The 21,477-nt window shown below is 48.0% G+C and carries 18 protein-coding genes; 11 read left to right on the top strand and 7 right to left on the bottom strand.

Going from position 1 to position 21,477, the window contains the following annotated elements; all coding sequences use genetic code 11:
• Positions 1–10: 10 nt before the first annotated feature.
• Positions 11–592, top strand: a complete 582-nt coding sequence (locus KDK18_RS11745; RefSeq protein ID WP_257255097.1) for a Uma2 family endonuclease — start codon at positions 11–13, stop codon at positions 590–592.
• A gap of 426 nt (positions 593–1,018) precedes the next feature.
• On the opposite strand, the gene KDK18_RS11740 is transcribed toward KDK18_RS11745, so the two are convergent.
• The 4 genes from KDK18_RS11740 to livH all read right to left on the bottom strand — a co-directional run bounded on the left by KDK18_RS11740 (position 1,019) and on the right by livH (position 4,871).
• Positions 1,019–1,738: an ABC transporter ATP-binding protein gene (locus KDK18_RS11740; protein ID WP_257255096.1), complete on the bottom strand. Its 720-nt coding sequence runs from the start codon at positions 1,736–1,738 to the stop codon at positions 1,019–1,021.
• Positions 1,739–1,843: 105 nt separating this feature from the next.
• Complete coding sequence (livG, locus tag KDK18_RS11735; protein WP_257255095.1) at positions 1,844–2,611, bottom strand: high-affinity branched-chain amino acid ABC transporter ATP-binding protein LivG; 768 nt, start codon at positions 2,609–2,611, stop codon at positions 1,844–1,846.
• A 14-nt stretch (positions 2,612–2,625) separates the two neighbouring features.
• Entirely contained in the window at positions 2,626–3,948 is a 1,323-nt protein-coding gene (locus KDK18_RS11730) for a high-affinity branched-chain amino acid ABC transporter permease LivM (RefSeq protein WP_257255093.1), read from the bottom strand.
• Complete coding sequence (gene livH, locus KDK18_RS11725) at positions 3,945–4,871, bottom strand: high-affinity branched-chain amino acid ABC transporter permease LivH (RefSeq protein WP_257255091.1); 927 nt, start codon at positions 4,869–4,871, stop codon at positions 3,945–3,947. Before livH ends, KDK18_RS11730 begins: the two co-directional genes overlap by 4 nt.
• 302 nt (positions 4,872–5,173) lie before the next feature.
• Between livH and KDK18_RS11720 the strand changes: the two genes are divergently transcribed.
• The 6 genes from KDK18_RS11720 to KDK18_RS11695 all read left to right on the top strand — a co-directional run bounded on the left by KDK18_RS11720 (position 5,174) and on the right by KDK18_RS11695 (position 14,706).
• Positions 5,174–5,419: a DUF1016 N-terminal domain-containing protein gene (locus KDK18_RS11720; RefSeq protein ID WP_257255090.1), complete on the top strand. Its 246-nt coding sequence runs from the start codon at positions 5,174–5,176 to the stop codon at positions 5,417–5,419.
• A 72-nt stretch (positions 5,420–5,491) separates the two neighbouring features.
• Positions 5,492–7,777: a class I SAM-dependent DNA methyltransferase gene (locus KDK18_RS11715; protein WP_257255089.1), complete on the top strand. Its 2,286-nt coding sequence runs from the start codon at positions 5,492–5,494 to the stop codon at positions 7,775–7,777.
• Positions 7,774–8,826 carry a YhcG family protein gene (locus KDK18_RS11710; protein WP_257255088.1) on the top strand — a complete coding sequence of 351 codons (1,053 nt, stop codon included), beginning with the start codon at positions 7,774–7,776 and terminating at the stop codon, positions 8,824–8,826. Before KDK18_RS11715 ends, KDK18_RS11710 begins: the two co-directional genes overlap by 4 nt.
• Positions 8,826–10,217 carry a restriction endonuclease subunit S gene (locus KDK18_RS11705; RefSeq protein WP_257255116.1) on the top strand — a complete coding sequence of 464 codons (1,392 nt, stop codon included), beginning with the start codon at positions 8,826–8,828 and terminating at the stop codon, positions 10,215–10,217. Before KDK18_RS11710 ends, KDK18_RS11705 begins: the two co-directional genes overlap by 1 nt.
• On the top strand, positions 10,214–11,260 hold the full coding sequence (locus KDK18_RS11700) for a YhcG family protein (protein ID WP_257255086.1): 1,047 nt from the start codon (positions 10,214–10,216) through the stop codon (positions 11,258–11,260). Before KDK18_RS11705 ends, KDK18_RS11700 begins: the two co-directional genes overlap by 4 nt.
• Before the next feature lie 131 nt (positions 11,261–11,391).
• Positions 11,392–14,706 (top strand): type I restriction endonuclease subunit R, encoded by a 3,315-nt coding sequence (locus KDK18_RS11695; protein WP_257255085.1) that lies wholly within the window; start codon positions 11,392–11,394, stop codon positions 14,704–14,706.
• A 64-nt stretch (positions 14,707–14,770) separates the two neighbouring features.
• Here the strand turns inward: KDK18_RS11695 and KDK18_RS11690 are convergent, their stop codons facing one another.
• Positions 14,771–15,979, bottom strand: a complete 1,209-nt coding sequence (locus tag KDK18_RS11690; protein ID WP_257255084.1) for a helix-turn-helix transcriptional regulator — start codon at positions 15,977–15,979, stop codon at positions 14,771–14,773.
• Positions 15,980–16,168: 189 nt separating this feature from the next.
• On the opposite strand from KDK18_RS11690, the gene KDK18_RS14765 reads away from it, so the two are divergent.
• Positions 16,169–17,110 (top strand): PDDEXK nuclease domain-containing protein, encoded by a 942-nt coding sequence (locus KDK18_RS14765; RefSeq protein ID WP_257255083.1) that lies wholly within the window; start codon positions 16,169–16,171, stop codon positions 17,108–17,110.
• Between the two features lie 109 nt (positions 17,111–17,219).
• Here the strand turns inward: KDK18_RS14765 and KDK18_RS11680 are convergent, their stop codons facing one another.
• Positions 17,220–18,335 (bottom strand): branched-chain amino acid ABC transporter substrate-binding protein, encoded by a 1,116-nt coding sequence (locus KDK18_RS11680; protein WP_257255082.1) that lies wholly within the window; start codon positions 18,333–18,335, stop codon positions 17,220–17,222.
• 247 nt (positions 18,336–18,582) lie between these two features.
• Between KDK18_RS11680 and KDK18_RS11675 the strand changes: the two genes are divergently transcribed.
• Complete coding sequence (locus tag KDK18_RS11675) at positions 18,583–18,705, top strand: hypothetical protein (RefSeq protein ID WP_257255081.1); 123 nt, start codon at positions 18,583–18,585, stop codon at positions 18,703–18,705.
• A gap of 104 nt (positions 18,706–18,809) precedes the next feature.
• On the opposite strand, the gene rpiA is transcribed toward KDK18_RS11675, so the two are convergent.
• Positions 18,810–19,481, bottom strand: a complete 672-nt coding sequence (gene rpiA, locus KDK18_RS11670; RefSeq protein WP_257255080.1) for a ribose-5-phosphate isomerase RpiA — start codon at positions 19,479–19,481, stop codon at positions 18,810–18,812.
• 187 nt (positions 19,482–19,668) lie between these two features.
• On the opposite strand from rpiA, the gene ilvA reads away from it, so the two are divergent.
• A complete protein-coding gene (ilvA, locus tag KDK18_RS11665) occupies positions 19,669–21,183 on the top strand; it encodes a threonine ammonia-lyase, biosynthetic (protein ID WP_257255079.1) in 1,515 nt (504 codons plus the stop codon).
• A partial coding sequence (locus KDK18_RS11660; protein ID WP_257255078.1) for a hypothetical protein occupies positions 21,176–21,477 on the top strand: 302 nt, incomplete at its 3' end. The genes ilvA and KDK18_RS11660, both read left to right, overlap by 8 nt.

Below are 21,477 nucleotides of genomic sequence, written 5' to 3'. Positions count from 1 at the left end.
GGGGGCCCATATGAGACATCAAGCAATACAAATCATGGATACCGTGACAGAAGACGAGTACTTGAATTACGAAAGTACTTCAACGATTCGTCATGAATACTACAGTGGCTATGTGGTCGCTATGGCAGGCGACACGGCAAACCATAATAAGATCACTTTGAATCTGGCAACTCTTCTACATAGCAAACTGCCAGAAGGTTGTGAATTGTATTCATCGGATATGCGTTTAAAGGTCAAGGGACAGAAGGAAGTCAGTTACCGCTACCCTGACGTGTGGGTACGTTGTGGCAATGAATCATTGACCACTGAGACGACAGGTGAGGATGCCTGCCTGATCATTGAAGTTATGAGCCATGGAACCCGAACCGTCGATGAGACTTATAAAGTGACTGAGTATGCAGAAGCATTGAAACACTGCAATGGCGAGTATTTAATGGTCGATTCTGAGCGCCATTATGTGATATTGAAAGGCTGGGTAAATGGCAGGTTTATTACCAGGAGGAAGCTGACATCCATCGGATTGATTTATTTTGAATCTATAAAATCACAGTTTTCTGTCGAGGATATCTACCAGAAAATCCTGTTAAACTGAGCCCCATCCGGCATAAATCTGTGTTCATAATGTTGGCGTCAGATAAGCCGGTGGGTCTCACAACAGGCCCAAGCCAGATCGGAAAGATCGACTTCTCAGCCAATCAATGAATCATCTTGACCAACCATAACATGGTGCCGATCAGGCTGTATAAAGAGCAGGTTAAAAGGGCAATTTCCTGACGGGACAGTCGATCATTCGCAGCTTTCATAATGCTTACCTCGTACTTCATAATCGCTATTCAAACATTACACTTTCCAGTGTAGCGATCAGAGTCGGCGTCCAAATGGCTGGCAAAACATCAAAAACCTGATGCCCGCGGGTGTCGAGCCTGTTTTCGTCATTTGGGGGTCCATAAGCAGGAATAGATGAGCGGTCTTTTGATGATCCAGACTACCTGATTGGCTGTTTTTCGCCAGAAAAGCGTCAGGCTCCCAGATAAGCTTTCCGGACAGCATCATCCGCCAACAATTCATCACCGCCACCCTGTAACACGATACGACCGTTTTCCAGAACATAGCCCCGGTCTGCCAGTCTCAGAGCCTGGTTGGCATTCTGCTCCACCAGAAAAACCGTAACACCTTCTTCCCGGAGACGTTCGATAATTTCAAAAATCTGTTGGATAACAATCGGTGCCAGTCCGAGACTGGGCTCATCCAGTAACAGCAATTCCGGGCTGCTCATCAGGGCTCTTGCGATCGCCAGCATCTGTTGCTCTCCTCCGGACATAGTACCACCTCTCTGGTACAGCCGCTCTTTCAGACGGGGGAAGAGCTCCAGCACATGTTCATAGTTTTTCCGGAAAGGCTCACCATCGACAAAAAAACCGCCCATAGTCAGGTTTTCTTCAACAGACAATCTGGAGAAAATTCTTCGTCCTTCCGGGACAACAGCAATGCCTGAACGCATAATTTCGGAGGTAGGACGACCCGAGAACTCCTGACCCTTGTAGAGTATGGAACCCGATTCAGCTCGGGGTTCACCACAAATGGTCATCAGTAATGAAGACTTGCCAGCACCATTGGCGCCTATCAGAGTAACGATCTCACCTGCCGAGATATCCACACTGACGTCATCCAGAGCCTGGATCTTTCCATAGAAGGTAGACACGTTTCGAATGCTGAGAAGTGGTTCAGGTGCTGACATACTGCTACTGCCCTTTATTTATTCTGATTGTTATTTATTTTGACCGTTATTAAGAGTCATCGAAGATAACAGAAATACGTTTGCAAGACAGCCGGAAACTCACGGCTATCCCTCACCCAAATAAGCCCTGATCACCTCAGGGTTGTTGCGAATATCCTCCGGCACACCTGACGCCAGTGGACGTCCCTGATTGATGACATAAATCCGGTCAGAGATATCCATAACCAGCTTCATATCATGTTCAATCAATAACACAGTAACGCCATGATCCCGTCGCAGATCTGAAATCAGCTGATCCAGCTCTGCCGTCTCATTGGGATTGAGACCCGCTGCAGGTTCATCCAACATCAATAACTCGGGCTGAGTCACCATACAACGGGCAATCTCCAGTCTGCGTTGCTGTCCATAAGCCAGGTTACCCGCTTCACGATTGGCAAATTCGGTCAGACCCACTTTATCCAACCAGAACTCAGACCTCGCCATCGCTTTTTCTTCACTACGCCGATAGCCGGGGGTTTTAAACAATCCCGCCAACAACCCTGTATTCAGATGTCGGTGCTGAGCAACCAGAAGGTTTTCCAACACGGTCATGCCCTTAAACAGACGCACATTCTGGAAGGTTCTCACGATACCAAGCCGGGCTATTTTATAGCCCGGTACCTTCTCGATAGCCTGACCTTTATATTGAACAGAACCACCTGTCGCCTGATAAAAGCCCGTAAGGCAGTTAAAAACGGTCGTTTTGCCGGCACCATTGGGTCCAATCATGGAAACGATTTCACCCGGACGGATTTTCAGCGCCATCTGATCAACAGCCAGTAGTCCGCCAAAGCGCATACTCAGATCAGAAACGTCCAGTAAACATTCACTCATTCTGATTCCTCCATTTATACGCTTTCGGCCAATGATGCTGTCTTGACCGGACTGCCCGACTCAGACCTGCTCGATTTAGTCTTGATATGAGGCCGCTTCATGGGCATCAGCCCTTCAGGGCGCCATACCATCATACAGACCATCATTAACCCGAACATCAGCATCCGGTATTCTTGGAATTCACGGGCAAACTCAGGCAAAACGGTCATAATCACAGCGGCAAGAATGACACCGACCTGAGACCCCATTCCGCCCAGTACGACAATGGCCAGAATGATGGCGGACTCAATAAAGGTGAACGACTCTGGACTAATAAAACCTTGACGGGCAGCAAAGAAGGTGCCTGCAAAGCCGGCAAACGCAGCCCCTATGGTGAATGCAGACAGTTTGATGGCCGTAGGATTTAATCCCAGTGAACGACAGGCAATATCGTCTTCACGCAACGCTTCCCAGGCTCTGCCAATGGGCATTCTGAGCAGTCGATTGATCACAAAAAGCGTGGCAATCACCAGCAAAACCGCCAGTATGTACAGAAAAATCACCTTGTACTCACTGCTGTAATCAATGCCAAAGTATTCGTGGAAAGGAACATTCCCTTCTTCCTTCGCCCTGCGTCCAAATTCAAGACCAAAAAGAGTCGGTTTCGGAATCTGACTGATACCGTTGGGACCACCGGTTAATGTCGTCCAATTGTTGAGCAGGATTCGAATGATTTCACCAAAGCCCAGAGTCACAATGGCCAGATAATCACCCCGAAGCCTGAGCACCGGGAAACCCAGAATAAACCCAAAGAAAGCAGCCAGAAAACCGCCCAACACCAGACTGCTCCAGAAATCGAGGCCCAGATATTGATTCAATAAGGCATAACTGTAGGCACCGACGGCATAAAAGCCGACATAACCCAGGTCAAGAAGACCAGCCAGCCCCACCACAATGTTCAGACCCAGTCCCAGCATGACGTAAATCAGAGCCAGAGTTGCCAGATCCACAGCGCCCCTGGAAACAAAGAATGGCCAGATCATCAATCCTGCTACTGCAAAGCAGATTAAAAGAGTTTTAGCCTCTTTTTTCTCAGTTGCTTTGATCAGCTTTGCTGCATTAATAGATGGCAACTGTTGTTTTATTCCTGAAAGCCCCTGATCGATTGGCGCTCTGAATAACTGAAAGAAGAAAACAACAGCCACACCTGCTGCTATCCAGAAGAGGGAAGAAGGATCAGCTAATGAAACCTTCAGCCCAACACCCGAGGGCTCAAGACGAACCCCCATCATCAGGCTGGTTAAAACCAGCAAAACGACTGCCGAGAGCACTGCCGGAGTATAGCGTAATGATTTCATACTTTTTCAACCTCCGGCTTGCCCAGAATACCTGAGGGTCTGAACAGAAGAATCAGAACAAGAAGACTAAAGGCGACAACGTCCTTATATTCCGTACTGAAGTAACCCGCAGTGAAGGCCTCCGTGACGCCGAGAATCAAACCACCCAACACAGCTCCGGGTATACTTCCGATTCCTCCCAGCACGGCAGCAGTGAACGCTTTAAGACCTGCCATAAAACCGATGTGAGGATTGATTACCCCGTAATACATACCAAGCAATACACCCGCTACCGCGGCAAGAGCCGCTCCGATAACAAAAGTGATCGAAATAATCTGATGCGTGTTGATTCCCAGCAGCCCGGTCATTCCAAGATCTTCAGCACAGGCTCTGCAGGCCCGCCCCATTTTTGACCTGGAGATGAACAGAGTCAGAGCCGTCATGGCAATAAACGTCACCGCAAAGATGATTAACTGCATGTACGACACAGTTGCGTGAAAACCCTCTTCAGGACCAAAAGTCCAGCCACCACTGATCATGCCAGGCATAGCTATATCCCTTGACCCCTGGGCAAGACGGACATAGTTCTGCAGGAAAATAGACATACCAATGGCAGAAATAAGGGCAATCAGCCGGTTGCTGTTTCTCAAGGGCCGATAGGCAACCCTTTCAACAGCATAACCATAGGTACTGGTGATAATGATGCTGATGACAAAGGCGGAAACCAGCATCAGTGAAACACTGTCTATTCCCATCATCGCTAACGCGGCCAGTACCGCAAAAGCGATGTAACTGCCAATCATGTAGATCTCACCATGAGCAAAATTGATCATGCCAATAATGCCGTACACCATGGTATAACCGATAGCGATCAGAGCGTACGTACTACCTATCGTCAAACCGTTAAGTAGTTGCTGAATAAGGTAAAAACCTGAATCCCCCATTCCACGACCTCGTTTTTTTATTCTTGTAAACGTTGTTTTTTCTACTATTTTTTACTTTTCTTCAGAGGGTTTGCTCTGACTCAGCCACAAGAAAGTCTGCGAAATATCATCCTCGACCTATCTGGGTCAAAACCCATATGTCAGGGCTGAAGATCTATAAAAAACCCCTCAATGTCGGGCCGATTCTCTCACACGACAAAGGCTCTTGGTAGGGATGGAACAAAAAAATAGCTGGCGGAAAATTCCCCATTAATCAGGGCCGTATTGCAACTGAATTCAGCCGTATTACACGAGATTCACTCATGAATAAGCAAAACCAAACCGTTAACCTGAGCCTCAATAAAGAATATAAAGACTGGCTGAAAGCTCTGAAACAGAAGGTACTGTCGACTCAGCTCAAAGCAGCGGTTCAAGTAAATTCGACCTTACTGGCTTTTTACTGGGAATTGGGGGAGGACATTGTTCGTAGACAGGCTCAGGCTAACTGGGGCGACGGATTCCTGAAACAACTTAGTAAAGACTTGATGACAGAATTTGATGTACTCTAGCAGCATCAATGTCAATCAAATCGTCACATTTGCTGACTCTCCTGCCAGCCAAAAGTCCAATCTGGTCAAGATATGCCCAACACCCAAACCTCTAACAACCTTGCCGCCTTCATCTGGTCCGTAGCTGACCTCCTGCGGGGCGATTTCAAGCAGTCCCAGTACGGGCGCATCATCCTGCCGTTTACCCTGCTACGCCGTCTGGAATGTGTTCTGGAGCCCACCAAGGAAGCAGTGGTTGCCCAGCACGAAAAAGTGAAGGCTATGAACCTGCCTGAAGAGGGTATGGAGAAGATGCTGCTGCGTGCTTCTGGATTGTCGTTTTTCAATACTTCACCCATGAACCTGTCGAAGATGGGTCAGGGTGACATCAAGGACAACCTGGAAAACTACGTTCTGTCGTTCTCCAAAGATGCCCGTGAAATTTTTGAGCATTTCAAGTTCGATGAGTTTGTCGGCAGCCTGAACGAAGCCAATTTGCTGTTTAAGGTAGTGGGAAAGTTTGCCACCATCGACCTGAGCCCGAAGGCCATCAGTAACCACGAAATGGGCCTGGTGTTTGAAGAGCTGATCCGCCGCTTTGCTGAATCCTCCAACGAAACGGCCGGTGAACACTTCACCCCAAGGGACATTGTTGAACTCACCACCTCCCTGGTGTTTATGGAAGACGACGATGCCCTGAACAAGGAAGGCATTATCCGCACTATTTACGACCCTACGGCAGGTACAGGCGGCTTTCTGTCGTCTGGCATGGAATATGTGTACGAGCACAATAAAGATGCTGTAATGCGAGCCTTTGGCCAGGAGTTGAACCCTGAATCCTACGCCATCTGCAAAGCCGATATGCTGATCAAGGGGCAAGATGTCAGCCGCATCAAACTGGGCAACACCCTGTCGAACGATCACCTCAGTGGCAACCAGTTTGACTACATGCTGTCTAATCCGCCATTCGGGGTGGACTGGAAGAAGATCGAAGGCACCATTAAAGATGAGCATGAACATAAAGGCTACGACGGTCGCTTTGGCCCCGGCCTGCCAAGAGTGTCCGATGGTTCGCTGCTGTTCCTGATGCACCTGATCAGCAAGTTCAGGGACATCACGCCAGAGAACCAGAACCCCAGCCGCATCGGCATTATCCTCAACGGTTCGCCGCTGTTTACCGGCAGTGCAGGCAGTGGTGAAAGCGAGATTCGCCGTTATATTCTCGAAGCCGACCTGCTCGAAGCCATTGTCTCCCTGCCTACAGACATGTTCTACAACACCGGTATCGCTACCTATGTGTGGGTGCTGAGCAATAAAAAGTCCGATGAACGCAAAGGTAAAGTGCAGCTAATTAACGGCGTAAACCTGTGCGGCAAGATGCGTAAGTCCCTAGGTTCCAAGCGGAACATAATGAGCGAAGCTGACCGTCGCATCATTACCCAAAACTTTGGAGCCTTTACAGAAGCATCCGAAGAAAACTTTGCCGCCAAAATTTTCGACAGTCATGAATTCGGCTACCGTCGTATTACCGTGGAACGCCCACTTCGCCTGTCCGCCCAGATTACTGATGACGCTGTAACGGGTCTACGCTATGCACCCAAGCCGTATAACGCCGTTATGCGCTGGATGGTTGAGGAATTCGGCACAGAATGTCATACAACACTGACAGACAACGAAGAAACCATTCGCACCAAGATCAAAAAAGACTTCAAAGAACTGAAAGAGAAGCAGATTAAAGAGGTACTGAACGACAAACTCTGGCTATTCCAGCGGGGGCTGATGGAGAAAGCCCAAACTCTGCAAAATACAGTCGGAACGGTACTGTCCAACGACTTTAACCAGTTCGATAAAGACCTGAAAGCCGCCCTCAAAGCCGCCAACCTGAAGCTGGATGCCAAAGAGAAAAAGCAGTTCCTCGTTGCCGTCACCTTCAAGAACCCCGAAGCCGAGCCAGTCATCAAAAAGGTGCTGAAGGGCGGCTCCTCGTCGTCCATGACGCCGCCGCATACCGTTCATCCTGAACATAAAGAAACCCAACCGCTCTACGGCGCATTTGAATACAAAGGCAAAATCGTCGAATTCCAGACCGATGGCGACCTGCGGGATAACGAGAACATTCCTCTTGACCCATCAATGCCCACCCACATCCTGATCGAAACCTACTTCAACCGGGAAGTGGCTCCCCATGTACCGGATGCCTGGATCAATGCCGACAAGTGCGATGCCCAGGATGGTGAAGTTGGAATTGTGGGTTACGAGATTCCTTTTAACCGACACTTCTATGTGTATCAGCCGCCCCGTGCGCTGGAAGCCATTGATGCTGATCTGGATGCGGTGAGTGCTAGAATCATGAACCTGTTGAAAGAGGTTCATTCATGAGCAAGCCAAAAAACAACATTAACCTGAGCCTGAATAAGGAATACAAAAGCTGGCTGAAAAACCTTAAACAGAAGGTGCTGGCAACCCAACTCAAGGCAGCCGTTCAGGTGAACTCCACTCTGCTGAATTTTTACTGGGAACTGGGGGAAGACATTGTTCGGCGGCAGGTTGAAGCAAATTGGGGTGATGGTTTTTTAAAGCAGCTGAATAAGGATTTAAGCAGCGAATTCCCTGATATTAAAGGCTTTTCCCTCAGCAACATCAAATACATCCGTCAGTGGCATCTGTTCTACCGGGATGAGGTTGAAAAAAGCCAACAGCTTGTTGGCCAATTAACGTCGATTCCCTGGGGGCATAACCTGAAGATAATCAGCAAGTGCCAAACAACGGCTGAAGCTCTGTATTACGTGGGCAAAACCATAGAACATGGCTGGAGCCGAAACGTCCTCACTCACCAGATTGAAAGTGGACTTTGGCAGCGGAAGGGACAAGCGCCCAACAACTTCAATGCAACGCTGCCTGCCGTCCAGTCCGACCTTGCACAGCAAACCCTGAAAGACCCCTATATGTTTGACTTTCTTGCCTTCACTGATAATTACACAGAGCGAGAGCTGGAGCAGGGATTGATTAAGCATATCACTCAGTTTCTACTGGAATTGGGATCAGGTTTTGCCTACATGGGCAAGCAGTTTCATATACAGGTAGGACCGCAGGATTTTTATATTGACCTCTTATTTTATCATGCACACCTGCATTGCTACGTAGTCATTGAACTGAAAGCGGGTGACTTCAGGCCGGAACACGCAGGCAAACTGAATTTTTATATCAAAGCAGTAGATGAACTGGTACGCAGGGAGGGCGATGCGCCGACTATCGGCATTCTGCTGTGTAAGAACAAGGACAAACTCGTGGCGGAATACGCCCTCAGCGATATTCAAAAGCCTATTGGTGTTTCGGAATACCAACTGTCCCAATCACTGCCAGAAAATCTGCAATCGCAACTGCCCAGTATTGAAGAAATTGAGCAGGGACTGGGGGGTGAGTTGTGATGGATGGTAACAGCCTTGAGCGCAAAAGATATGCGGCTTATCCGGAATATACGAGTTCTGGGGTTGAATGGCTGGGCTACATTCCAAAAGGCTGGAATGCTCGCCAGCTTAAATTTCTTTGCACATATAATGACGAAGTTCTTTCTGAATCCGTGGCAATGGATTTTGAAATTGAGTACGTCGATATAGGAAGTGTTTCAGCTTCTGAAGGTATTAGGCGCACAGAAACAATGATGTTTGAAAAAGCACCATCAAGAGCAAGGCGAATAGTGCGAGATGGCGATGTCATCATTTCTACTGTAAGAACCTACTTGGAAGCCATTGCCCCCGTTGAAAAACCGCCAGAAAATTTAATTGCGTCTACGGGGTTTGCAGTAATCAGACCCAATAAATATTTGCATAACCGGTTTGCGGCATACTGCCTGCGAGCTCAAGGTTTTATCAAAGAGGTTGTAGCCCGTTCTGTTGGGGTTAGCTATCCAGCTATCAATGCTTCTGATTTAGTTAATATCAAAACACCAGAGCCGCCTTTTGCAGAACAGGCTACTATTGCCAACTTCCTCGACCACGAAACCGCCAAAATCGACACCCTGATCGAAGAGCAGCAATCCCTGATCCGGCTGTTGAAAGAAAAACGACAGGCGGTGATCAGTCATGCTGTCACCAAGGGGCTGAACCCTGATGCACCGATGAAGGATTCCGGTGTGGAGTGGCTTGGGGAAGTGCCGGAGCATTGGGAAATGGTTCCTCTCAAATATTTATGCTCATTCAGCGGAGGCGGTACACCCAGCAAAGACAATCTGAGCTATTGGAGTGGAGGTGATATACCGTGGGTATCACCAAAAGATATGAAGTCTTTTCGTATTTCTAATACTCAGGACAAGCTGACTGAGAAAGCGGTTGAGGAGTCATCTACAAACTTTGTAGATAGTGGTGCCCTCATAATGGTAGTACGCTCAGGCATTCTTCAAAGAACCATACCGATCGCAATAAACTCAGTTCGAGTCACTCTGAATCAAGACATGAAGGCTCTTAAATTCAATGGGCGGATGAAAACCGAATTTGCCGCTAACTACATATTGGGCAATGTTGATTCTTTGTTGTTGGAATGGTCGAAAGAAGGGGCAACTGTAGAGAGTATTGAACAAGAGTATTTATCTGCCAGTTTATTTCCTGTACCACCATGCGAAGAACAAGACCAGATCAATAACTCATTAGAAGAACAAATGAACACTTTTGCAGACTTGGAGGAAAACTCTGTTGAGGGAATTCAATACCTCCAAGAACGCCGCACAGCCCTAATCTCCGCCGCCGTCACCGGCAAAATCGACGTACGTGACTGGCAGCCAGCAACAGAACAACAAGAACACCCCGCAGAGGCCACCGCATGAGCAAAACACCCGATTCATCAAAAGAGCCGGATAACCTGTTCGGCGAAATCAAAGACCTGATCCAGTCTGCCAAACAACGGGCAGCGGTGGCGGTAAATGCCGAGCTGACCCTCCTGTACTGGCAGGTGGGGCAGCGCATTCATACTGAGGTGCTGAAAGGTGAAAGAGCCGATTACGGCAAGCAAATTATCACTGATCTGGCTAAAAAACTGACAGCAGCCTTTGGCAGGGGATGGAGCAACAAACAACTCCATCATTGTCTCCGCTTTGCGGAGACTTTTCCCGATCCTGAGATTGTCTCCGCAGTGCGGAGACAATTGAGCTGGACCCATATAAAAGCACTGATTTATATCGAAGACGACCTGAAAAGAGAGTTCTACTACCTGATGGCAGCTCAGGAAGGCTGGTCAACCCGAACCCTGCAAAATCGCATGGGCAGCTTGATGTACGAGCGCACAATGCTGTCCAGAAAGCCAGAAACAACCATAGAGCACGACCTGAACCAATTGCGGGAAAAAGGCAGGATCAATGAAAGTTTTGTATTAAAAGAGCCTTACCTGCTCGACTTCCTCGACCTGAATGACACCTTCGTGGAAAAAGACCTTGAAGACGCCATTCTGCGAGAAATGCAGCAATTCCTGCTAGAAATGGGTATGGGCTTTACGTTTGTTGCCCGTCAGCACCGGGTTCTGATCGATGATGACGACTTTTATATTGATCTGCTGTTCTATAACAGAGACCTGAACCGTCTGGTGGCTATTGAACTGAAAAAAGATAATTTCAAGGCAGAATACAAAGGTCAGATGGAACTATACCTGCGTTGGCTTGATAAATACGATCGCCGACCCGGTGAACAATCGCCTGTTGGTATCATACTTTGTGCAGGTAAAAAGCAAGAACAGATTGAGTTACTGGGGCTACATGAAGGTGATATCCATGTTGCAGATTATCTCACCAAAATGCCACCCAAAGAACTATTGGAAGAACGCTTCCAGCAAGCTGTCCGCAACGCCCGAAAACGTATTGAGAATAAAACTGAATAGTGGAATCCTCGAATTGTCTCCGCAGTGTGGAGACAATTCAGCCAGATTGATACATTGTGCAGACACTGTCTGCATAATCCCTGAAAAGTCCCAGATAGAGACCTTTAGGTGCCATTTTGAGACCGTGAAATATGGATAGCACCACCGAATCGATATTCCAAAACGATATGATCGCCCGCCTGCAAGCCAAAGGCTGGCTACTGGGCAGTGGCGACCAGTACGACCGGGAAACGGCGTTGTATACCAGCGATGTGCTGGATTTTGTGAAGAACACCCAGCCGAAGGAATGGCAGAAATTCTGCAAAAGCTTCCCGATGGATTCGGAACAGCATTTTATCAGCCATCTGGTCAACCAGTTAAAGAAAGCCGACGCTAATGCCATTGATAAGGAGCTTCGCAGCTTTGGCACACTGGGCGTATTGCGTCATGGTTTGAAGATTCGCAATGCCCGGTTCTCCCTGTGCCAGTTTATGCCGGAACATACCCTGAACCCGGATACGCTGGCCCGCTATAAAGAAAACCGTTGTCGTGTGGTGCCGGAGCTTGTTTATTCGCCTTATGTCAATCTTGTCCCCCCATCCCAACCTTCCCCCGAGGGGGAAGGCGTCGACGCACATCTGGCAGAAACCGGTAAAAAAGCCAAGGCATGGCGCATTGATCTGGTGTTGTTTATCAACGGTTTGCCCGTGGCAACGCTGGAGCTGAAATCGGAATTCAAACAGGCCATCGAAAACGCTAAACGACAATATCAAAAGACCCGTCTGCCCAAAGACCCGGAAACCGGCAAGCCGGAACCGTTGCTGACTTTTAAACGGGGTGCGCTGGTGCATTTCGCCGTGAGTCAGTACGAAGTGTATATGGCGACTAAACTGGCGGGCAGCGATACCTTCTTTCTGCCGTTTAACAAAGGCACGGCGGAAGGCGGTGCTGGCAATGATACACCAGAAGACAAGAATGAATACGCCACCGAATACCTGTGGAACGAGGTACTGCTGCCCGATAACCTGCTGAATATTATCGGTCGGTTTGTGCATTTGCAGATCGAAGAGAAGGAAGACTGGGAAGGCCGCAAGTCGAAAAAGGAAACCCTGATCTTTCCCCGTTATCACCAGTGGGATGTAGTCACCAAGCTGATTGCAGCGGCCAGGGCGGAAGGCACAGGCAACAAGTATCTGGTGCAGCACAGTGCCGGTTCCGGTAAATCCAACTCCATTGCCTGGACTGCCCACCAGCTTTCCACTCTTTATGATGACGAAGGCAATAAGCAGTTCCATTCGGTGATAGTCATTACCGACCGAACCGTGCTGGACGATCAGCTACAAGACACCATTTACCAGTTTGAACACGCCGACGGTGTAGTGGGGCGTATCAACAAAAAAGAAGGCGATGGCTCCAAGTCGGAGAAGCTGGCAGCGGCCCTGGAGAGTGCTCAACCGATTATTATTGTCACCATCCAAACCTTCCCTTATGTATTGGCGGCCATTGAGAACAGTACCAGACTGAAGGAACGCCGTTACGCCGTGATTGCCGACGAAGCTCATTCGTCACAAACCGGCTCCACCGCCCGCAAGCTGAAAGAAGTGTTGATGGTGGAGGGTGTCTCTTCTGATAAAGAGTATGGGGATGAGGACAAAGAACTGTCTTCAGAAGATATGCTGGACGCAACCATTGCCTCACGCCGGGGCAGCAGCAACCTGAATTACTATGCGTTCACTGCGACACCCAAGGCGAAAACTCTGGAGTTGTTTGGTCGCCTGCCCAAGCCCAATGAGCCTGCTTCCAAGAAGAACCTGCCCGAAGCCTTCCATGTGTACTCCATGCGCCAGGCCATTGAGGAAGGCTTTATTCTCGACGTGCTGAAAAACTACACCAACTACAAGGTGGCTTATCAGCTGGCCCAAAAAATAGAGGCCAAGGACGAAGAGGTAGACAGCAAAAAAGCCAAGGTGAAACTCAACCGCTGGGTGCGGCTCCATGAGTACAATATTTCCCAAAAAGTAAAAGTCATCATCGAGCACTACAAAGAGCATGTCATGGGCTTGCTGGGTGGTCAGGCCAAGGCGATGGTGGTCACCAGTTCCCGTAAGGAAGCAGTGCGTTATAAGTTGGCGTTTGATAAATATCTTTCAGAGCACAACAGTTCGATCGCCGTGATGATTGCCTTCTCCGGCGAGGTGGAATTTCACAAAGACGACCCGGACAGCGCTGCTCTGCTGGACCAAAAATTTACTGAAACCGCTATGAACCCTGCGCTAAAAGGCCGGGACATGCGTAAAGCCTTCGACACCGACGACTACCAGATTATGCTGGTCGCCAACAAATTCCAGACCGGCTTTGACCAACCCAAGCTCTGCGCCATGTATGTGGACAAACCTCTGGGGGGAGTTGAATGTGTGCAAACCCTGTCCCGCCTGAACCGTACTTACCCCGGGAAAGCCGAGTGCGGCACTTTTGTGTTGGATTTCGTCAATGAGCCGGAAGAGATTCTGGACGCGTTTCAGCCGTATTACCAAATCGCTGAACTGGCGGATGTGACAGACCCGGATAAGGTATTCGACCTTTACGAAAAGCTCCGTGCCAGCGGCATTTTCACCTGGAACGAAGTCGAACAGTTCTGCGAGGCTTTTCTTTCCAAGAGCAAAAGCAATGCAGCGGTGAGCAATATCTGCAAGCCCGCTGTGGATCGCTGGCAGAAACGGTACAGTTCCGCCGTAGAGGCTTATGTTTGTGCCAAGGAGATGTTTGAACGCACCAAGAAGACCAAAGATGCCGTGTTAATCGCTAATGCTGAAAACAGCTTCAAAGAGTGCAAGCTGGAAAAAGATCGGCTGGAAATCTTCAAGAAGGATTTAGGCACCTTCACCCGTTTCTACGAGTTTATGTCCCAGATTGTGGACTACGACGACAAGGATCTGGAAAAACTCAGCCTCTTCGCCCGCTACCTGCGCCCATTGCTCCGTGAAAAAATCATCGAGGAAGATGACATCGACCTGGATAACGTGGTGATGAGCCATTACCGGTTGTCCAGGATTCGACAGCAGGCCATTTCTTTAAAAGAGAGGGAACTGAAGGAAGACGCTGAGGGCTATAAACTGGAACCCTCCAGCGATGTTGGTTCAGCCAAACCCAAGAACAAGAAAGAAGAGTTCTTATCCCAGATTGTGGCACGGCTGAATGAGATGTTTATTACCGACAACCTCACCGATGCGGATCTGATCAGTTATGCCTTCACCGTTCGGGACAAACTGGCCGAAAACGAAACCGTGATGAGGCAGATTGAGAACAATACCGCTGAACAAGCACTGCTCGGTGACTTCCCACAAGCCATTGATGACGCTGTAATGGACAGCAACGAAGCCCAACAGGAAATGATGTTGCAGTATCTTTCCAACCCTGAATTGGCTCGGGGCTTTGCCAGGGTTGTGTTTGATATGTTGAAGGGGTGAGTGAGTGCCCTGCACTGGGCTTCATTGCTGAAGTGCAGGGTAAGATTTCCATATTTGTTCTGACTCAAAGGACTTCAGCACCAGGAATAAATCCACCAGCTAGCGCGATCTGTGTTTTGATAGATTCTTCTGGACTGTTAGCCGCGCCAACCCACTTTCTGATTTTCTCGATATCTGAAAATAAATCCTTCCAATGTATTTTTCGTATGATGATATCCCGTTCATCTGCCATCTGAGGAGAATCACTATATTGATAATCTCTGGCCAGCTTAATCCATAGGTGATATTCCATTGACTCATTCATAAATAACTTGAGATGGGTTATTGGCCAGTAGTCGGGTTTTGAATTGATTTTGGATTGTGGATCAATACTTACTTCCGGATGAACATATCTCCCAAGATAAGGCACATGACCCAACTTTTCGTATCTGCTGTATTGAGTGGATACCTCGCTGGCCTTGTGAAGATTGATATCTCGAACCTTTTCAGTCTGATGGGTGTCATCCATTATTACACGCCCAGTAAGAACAATCTGTTTCATCTGATGAGTTTTCACATCAAAAGGAAAACCAAACTTGAACTCAGGCATATGGTATTTTAATAGCCACAGCCAATAAAAGGTGTTCCGAAACTCTTCTTTATGAATATCCCTTCCTTTAGGAAAAGAAAATAATTTCCTCTCGCTATCAATAAAACCTTTCAGCAGATCATTTTCTAGCTCAGAAGAAAAATCTGGTAAAGGTTCAGGCGGATCATCATAGCTTTTATGAGAATTACAAGCGGGGTTTTCAACACCATAAATATACGAACTTACTTTCTTCCCCCACTCTACAAAGCGATCATCGTTTAAAATACCATTGATCATCTTAATTTTCAGATCGCGCTTTTCTGAAGCGCTTACATTATCAACCAAGCAATAGAATAAACCACAAGCAATTTCCTGATAGTCCGACCTACTGAACGTCTTAGCTAAGCGACTTAAGTGCCTATCCAAACTGGATTGCTCATAGTTGCATATGAACTCATCGAGACTGTCATAAACCTCACCTTTGACATAAACACCTTTTCCAGGTCTTGGCATACCAAAATGTTCAATAATCATTTGCTTAGCGGATGGGGTAATAGAGTATCTACCATTTTTTGCTTCGCTAAGCCGAGTCTCTTCAATCCCCAACAACTTAGCTAACTGTTTCTGGTTCCCACCTGAACTTTTTACAGATTCCAGTGCATGATGAATAAACAGTTTCGACTCATACCTCGATACTTCAGTCATAGCTCAATGCCTCATATATCCTAGGTTAAAGAGCATAGAACAGATAGGGTTATATGTAATTACAAAAAAAGTGTAATTTATCCGTAAAAATTACAATCAAAGCTTGGAACCATTAATTCCATTGGGATTAAGGCCGAATAAAAACGTAATAACTCGTTAGGCTCCTGTTCAGTAGTTCCAACTGTTCAGGTGAATTCGACCTTACTGGCTTTTTATTGGGAACTGGGGGAGGACATTGTTCTTCGACAGTCCAAAGCTAATTGGGGCGACGGCTTCCTGAAACAGCTCAGTAAGGATTTAATGGCGGAATTTCCTGAAATCAAAGGGTTTTCTCGTCGAAATCTTGAGTTGATCAGACAATGGTATACGTTCTGGTCTGAAGATAGGTCAATTGCGCAACAGCCTGTTGCACAATTAACCCAAATACCTTGGGGGCATAATCAACTGATTATTAATAAATGCCAAAGTAAGCAGGAAGCCCTGTATTACGTGCAGAACACTATCAAATACGGTTGGAGCCGGAGTGTTCTGACTCACCAGATAGAAAGTAGCCTCTGGCAGCGTGAGGGGCAGGCCGTCAGTAACTTTAGTACCACCCTGCCAGCCATACAATCTGATCTGGCACAAGAGACCCTGAAAGACCCCTATGTGTTTGATTTCCTGAGCTTGACCCAAAACTACAACGAGCGTGAGTTTGAGCAGGGTTTGACCGAGCATATCACCCAGTTTTTGCTGGAATTAGGGGCTGGCTTTTCTTATATGGGCAAGCAGTATCATATACAGGTAGGACAACGGGATTTTTATATCGACCTGCTGTTTTACCATGCCCAGCTGCATTGTTATGTGGTGATTGAGCTAAAGACGGTTGATTTTGAACCAGAACACGCAGGCAAACTGAACTTTTACATCAGGGCCGTGGACGAACAGCTGCGTAAAGAGGGCGATGCGCCCACCATTGGCATCCTGCTATGCAAGAACAAAGACAAGCTGGTAGCAGAGTATTCCCTCAGCGATATGCAAAAGCCCATTGGCGTCTCGGAATACCAGCTCACTCAGTCACTGCCGGAAAATCTGCAATCGCAGTTGCCCAGTGTGGAAGAGATTGAACAGGGATTGAGAGGTGGGAGATGAGTTACAAACAGGCCGACAACTGAACATTTCAATGTCGGCCTGAGCAGACCACTCCCTTTAATGAAAATACCAACACAGTTATAGTCGATGGTATTTTCCGGTCGGGCTCTTATTTTGAAGCTTCAGATTTAGTTCCGTCAGCATGCCATTCGTAGACGACAAAGCTGAAGTCTTTCAGGTCTCCCTTGCCATCGAAGGCCAGGTTACCTGTTGGCGTACTGAAGGTATTTGAACGCAAAACTTCGGCTACTTCGTCCGGGTCTTCACTCTTGGTCAGCTCCATGCCTTCAGCCATAACCTGAACGGCAGAATAGGAAGGGAATACGAAAGGACCGGATGAATCTTCACCTTTTGCTCTGAAAGCAGCTACCAGTGTGGCATTGGCAGGATCCTGATCAAAACTCTTCGGCAATGTCACCAGCAGACCTTCTGAAGCAGGACCGGCAATGGCTGAAATATCTTTGTTGCCAACACCTTCAGGCCCCATGAATTTAGCCTTCAGACCCTTTTGCGCACTCTGACGCAGAATCAGACCCAGCTCAGGATGGTAGCCACCGTAGTAAACAAAATCGACATCTTCTTTCTTCAACTTGGCAATCAGTGCCGAAAAGTCTTTGTCTCCTGATGTGACACCTTCAAAGACAGCTACATCAATACCGGCTTTTTCAACCGTGTTCTTAACGGCTGTTGCAATGCCCTCACCGTACTGCTGCTTGTCATGAATGACCGCCATGCGCTTGGGCTTGATGCTTTCTACGATGTAGTTACCTGCAGTAGGTCCTTGCAGACTGTCGAGTCCAATGGTGCGGAATATCAATTCATACCCACGACTGGTGATATCCGGGCTGGTGGAGGCGGGGGTGATCATCAGGATGCCTTCATCTTCATAGATGTCGGTAGTAGGCTGGGTGGAAGAAGAACACAGGTGCCCCACTACAAAGCGGATATCGTCATTAACGATCTTGTTGGCAACCGCTACAGCCTGTTTGGGATCACAGGCATCGTCATAGACCACCGCTTCCAGCTGCTTGCCATTGACGCCCCCCTGTTTATTGATCTGCTCGACAGCCATCTTTGCACCACTGAACTGCATATCACCATACTGGGCTACAGGACCTGTGACCGGGCCAGCCAAAGCGATTTTTATAGTGTCGGCGGCCTGAGCCAAGCCGGAAGCGCCTGCTACGGCGGCAGATACCGCCAGAGCGGCCAGAGTTTTGTTCATTTTTCTTATCATGCTGTTGTTCTCTTGGAAAGGACCTAATTCCATTTTCTGATTATTTAAATCCTTCTTTCTCTCGAAAAGTTATATTAAGGATTTTTTTCAGTCATAGCAGCTTTTTTTTCCAAACTTTTTTCTTCGACTTAAGTCTAAATATCTACCAACGTCGTAAGGCGGCAGAACTATTACAGACCTAGAGTGTAAATATCCAGCAAGGGAATGCTCATAACAAGATGTAGGGAGAAGCAGTATGGATACAAAACAACACAATACTCAGGATCATGAACTGAACACCGGCGAACTGATTATACTGTCACTTTCTTTGGGCAGCGTCCTGGCTTCACTTCACTTTTTTTTGAATTCCATTTTCTAACAGCTACGAGTCAAGAAAACATTATTTATCAGTGCCTGTGATGAATAACTTTTCATGCTGAGATGTCAGGAAAAATGGCCGGGTTTGCACCCGGCTCGCGTTACTCAGCGCTTGATGGTCTTAACCCCTTCAGCAGTACCCAGCAGTAGCACGTCAGCGGGTCTCGCCGCAAACAAACCGTTGGTCACGACTCCCACAATCTGGTTGATTTTTTCTTCCAGACCTATGGCGTCAGTAATCTTCAGATTCCATACATCCAGAATAATATTGCCGTTATCCGTCATAACCCCTTCCCGGTAAGCGGGGTCACCGCCCAGCTTAACCAACTCTCGGGCAACATGGCTGCGAGCCATAGGAATAACCTCAACAGGTAGCGGAAATTCGCCCAGCACGTCTACCAGCTTGCTCTCGTCTGCAATACAGATAAACTCTTTCGCCACTGCAGCCACAATTTTTTCCCTTGTCAGGGCCGCTCCTCCGCCTTTGATCAGATGCAGGTGATCACTGGACTCATCGGCCCCGTCAATATAAAAGCGCAGTTCACCGATACTGTTCAGGTCATAAACTGGAATGCCGTGCTGTTTCAAACGATCGGCAGAAGCCTCTGAACTGGCTACGCAACCATCAAAACTGTTTCGGTGCTCTGCCAGAGCATCAATAAAGAAATTGGCCGTGGACCCCGTGCCAATACCGATGATCATATCATCTTCCAGATGAGGGAGAATCCGCTGCAATGCAGCCTCGGCAGTCGCCTTCTTCAGCTCGTCCTGGGTCATGTCTCTACCTTGCGGTCATATACAATGAAGCGGGGATTATACCCCCAGAAATACGCCCCCGCTGAACTAAATACCTTAAATTCCGTATAACCTTTTATTATCTGAACACGATTAAAGATTGTTTCTTGCGTACATGGCTGTTTAGAATCAGTCCAACCAAGATAAGTTATTAAGAAAGTGAAGTCCCATGCCTCATCAGTACATAAGAATGATACTCGAAGCCAAAGTTTATGATGTGGCGATTGAGACTCCTGTTCATGAGGCTCCTTTTCTCAGCAAGCGTTTGAATAATCAGGTTTTTCTGAAGCGTGAAGACCTGCAACCCGTATTCTCATTTAAAATCCGGGGCGCTTACAACAAGATGGCCCAGTTAACCGCCGAGGAAAAAGCCCGCGGGGTGACCTGTGCTTCTGCCGGTAATCATGCCCAGGGCGTGGCTATGGCAGCCAAAACCATGGGTATCGAAGCCGTTATCGTGATGCCCGGCACTACTCCTGAAATAAAGTACAAAGCTTGCGAAGCCAGAGGAGCCAAGGTCATCCTTCATGGCGATACCTTTGATCAGGCACTGGCTTACTCCATGAAACTCGTTGAGGAGCGGGGCTATACCTTCATTCATCCTTATGATGACCCATACACGATTGCCGGTCAGGGCACGATCGGCATGGAGATTCTCCGTCAGCATTCTGGACAGCTCGATGCGGTTTTTGTCCCTGTCGGTGGAGGCGGTTTGGCAGCGGGTATAGCGACCTATATCAAATATCTGCGTCCCGATATCAAGGTCATCGGCGTTGAGTATGAAGAATCTGCCTGCCTGAAAGCAGCTCTGGAAGCTGATGAGCGGGTAACATTGCCTCATGTGGGGATTTTTGCCGACGGTATTGCCGTAGCACAGATCGGTGAAGAAACCTTCAAGCTCTGTCGGCAATACATTGATGAAGTGATCACGGTCAGCTCTGATGAAATCTGCGCATCCATCAAGGATATCTTTGATGATACCCGCTCGGTTTGTGAGCCTGCCGGTGCAGCTAGTGTGGCTGGCCTCAAAAAGTATGTCAGTGAGACAGGTGCCAGTCATCAAAAACTGATGGCTATAGCCAGTGGCGCCAATATAAATTTTGATCGTCTGCGCTATGTTTCTGAACGTGCAGAATTGGGTGAGAAGCGCGAAGCGATCATCGCTGTCACCATCCCTGAGCAACCAGGCAGCTTCAAACAGTTCTGTGAAACCCTCGGTAAAAGGAACATCACCGAATTCAACTACCGCTTCCATGATCCCAAAAATGCCCGAATCTTTGTAGGTGTCCAAGTTCATCCTGATCAGATGCCTATCGATAATCTGATCGATGAATTGAAAGAGAAAGGTTATCCGGTAGAGAACCTTAGTGAAAACGAGATGGCCAAGTTGCATATCCGCCATATGGTGGGCGGCCACAGTAAAGCAGTGAAGGATGAGGTGGTTTATTGTTTTGAATTTCCGGAACGTCCGGGAGCCCTGCTCAACTTCCTGGATAAACTGGGTGCCCGATGGAACATCAGTATGTTCCATTACCGAAACCATGGTGCTGCCTATGGCCGCGTCGCCGTAGGTCTGGAAGTACCAGAAACAGAGAGACAGCACATAGCCAAATTTCTGGCTGACTTAGAATACAACTATTGCGAGGAGACGAATAATAAGGCTTATCAGGCGTTTCTTGGATAATTACTCCATGATACCCGAAACCCCGGACTTCTTGTCTGGGGCTTACCTACTGCACAAACAAAGCATGAACAAACAAAAACCCCGGTCGATCACTCAACTGGGGTTCTGCTTTATTCAATGCCTGGCGATGACCCACTCTCACATGGGGAAGCCCCACACTACCATCGGTGGGGGCCGCCCAGGTATGTGCGTTTCACTGGCCTCAACGCAAAAACCCCAGCCGATCACTCAACTGGGGGTTTGCTTTATTCAATGCCTGGCGATGACCTACTCTCACATGGGGAAACCCCACAC

This window comes from Endozoicomonas sp. SESOKO3 (assembly GCF_024606255.1).
This window is presented reverse-complemented; position numbering and strand designations above follow the sequence as displayed.

Bases quoted from the DNA above. Each gene is read 5' to 3' on its own strand.
- KDK18_RS11730 (WP_257255093.1), bottom strand. From the start codon at position 3,948: ATGAAATCATTACGCTATACTCCGGCAGTGCTCTCGGCAGTCGTTTTG.
- KDK18_RS11675 (WP_257255081.1), top strand. From the start codon at position 18,583: ATGGATACAAAACAACACAATACTCAGGATCATGAACTGAACACCGGC.
- KDK18_RS11740 (WP_257255096.1), bottom strand. From the start codon at position 1,738: ATGTCAGCACCTGAACCACTTCTCAGCATTCGAAACGTGTCTACCTTC.
- KDK18_RS11705 (WP_257255116.1), top strand. From the start codon at position 8,826: ATGGATGGTAACAGCCTTGAGCGCAAAAGATATGCGGCTTATCCGGAA.
- KDK18_RS11690 (WP_257255084.1), bottom strand. From the start codon at position 15,979: ATGACTGAAGTATCGAGGTATGAGTCGAAACTGTTTATTCATCATGCA.
- rpiA (WP_257255080.1), bottom strand. From the start codon at position 19,481: ATGACCCAGGACGAGCTGAAGAAGGCGACTGCCGAGGCTGCATTGCAG.
- KDK18_RS11700 (WP_257255086.1), top strand. From the start codon at position 10,214: ATGAGCAAAACACCCGATTCATCAAAAGAGCCGGATAACCTGTTCGGC.
- KDK18_RS11710 (WP_257255088.1), top strand. From the start codon at position 7,774: ATGAGCAAGCCAAAAAACAACATTAACCTGAGCCTGAATAAGGAATAC.
- livH (WP_257255091.1), bottom strand. From the start codon at position 4,871: ATGGGGGATTCAGGTTTTTACCTTATTCAGCAACTACTTAACGGTTTG.
- KDK18_RS11695 (WP_257255085.1), top strand. From the start codon at position 11,392: ATGGATAGCACCACCGAATCGATATTCCAAAACGATATGATCGCCCGC.
- KDK18_RS11680 (WP_257255082.1), bottom strand. From the start codon at position 18,335: ATGAACAAAACTCTGGCCGCTCTGGCGGTATCTGCCGCCGTAGCAGGC.
- livG (WP_257255095.1), bottom strand. From the start codon at position 2,611: ATGAGTGAATGTTTACTGGACGTTTCTGATCTGAGTATGCGCTTTGGC.
- KDK18_RS11715 (WP_257255089.1), top strand. From the start codon at position 5,492: ATGCCCAACACCCAAACCTCTAACAACCTTGCCGCCTTCATCTGGTCC.
- ilvA (WP_257255079.1), top strand. From the start codon at position 19,669: ATGCCTCATCAGTACATAAGAATGATACTCGAAGCCAAAGTTTATGAT.
- KDK18_RS11745 (WP_257255097.1), top strand. From the start codon at position 11: ATGAGACATCAAGCAATACAAATCATGGATACCGTGACAGAAGACGAG.
- KDK18_RS11720 (WP_257255090.1), top strand. From the start codon at position 5,174: ATGAATAAGCAAAACCAAACCGTTAACCTGAGCCTCAATAAAGAATAT.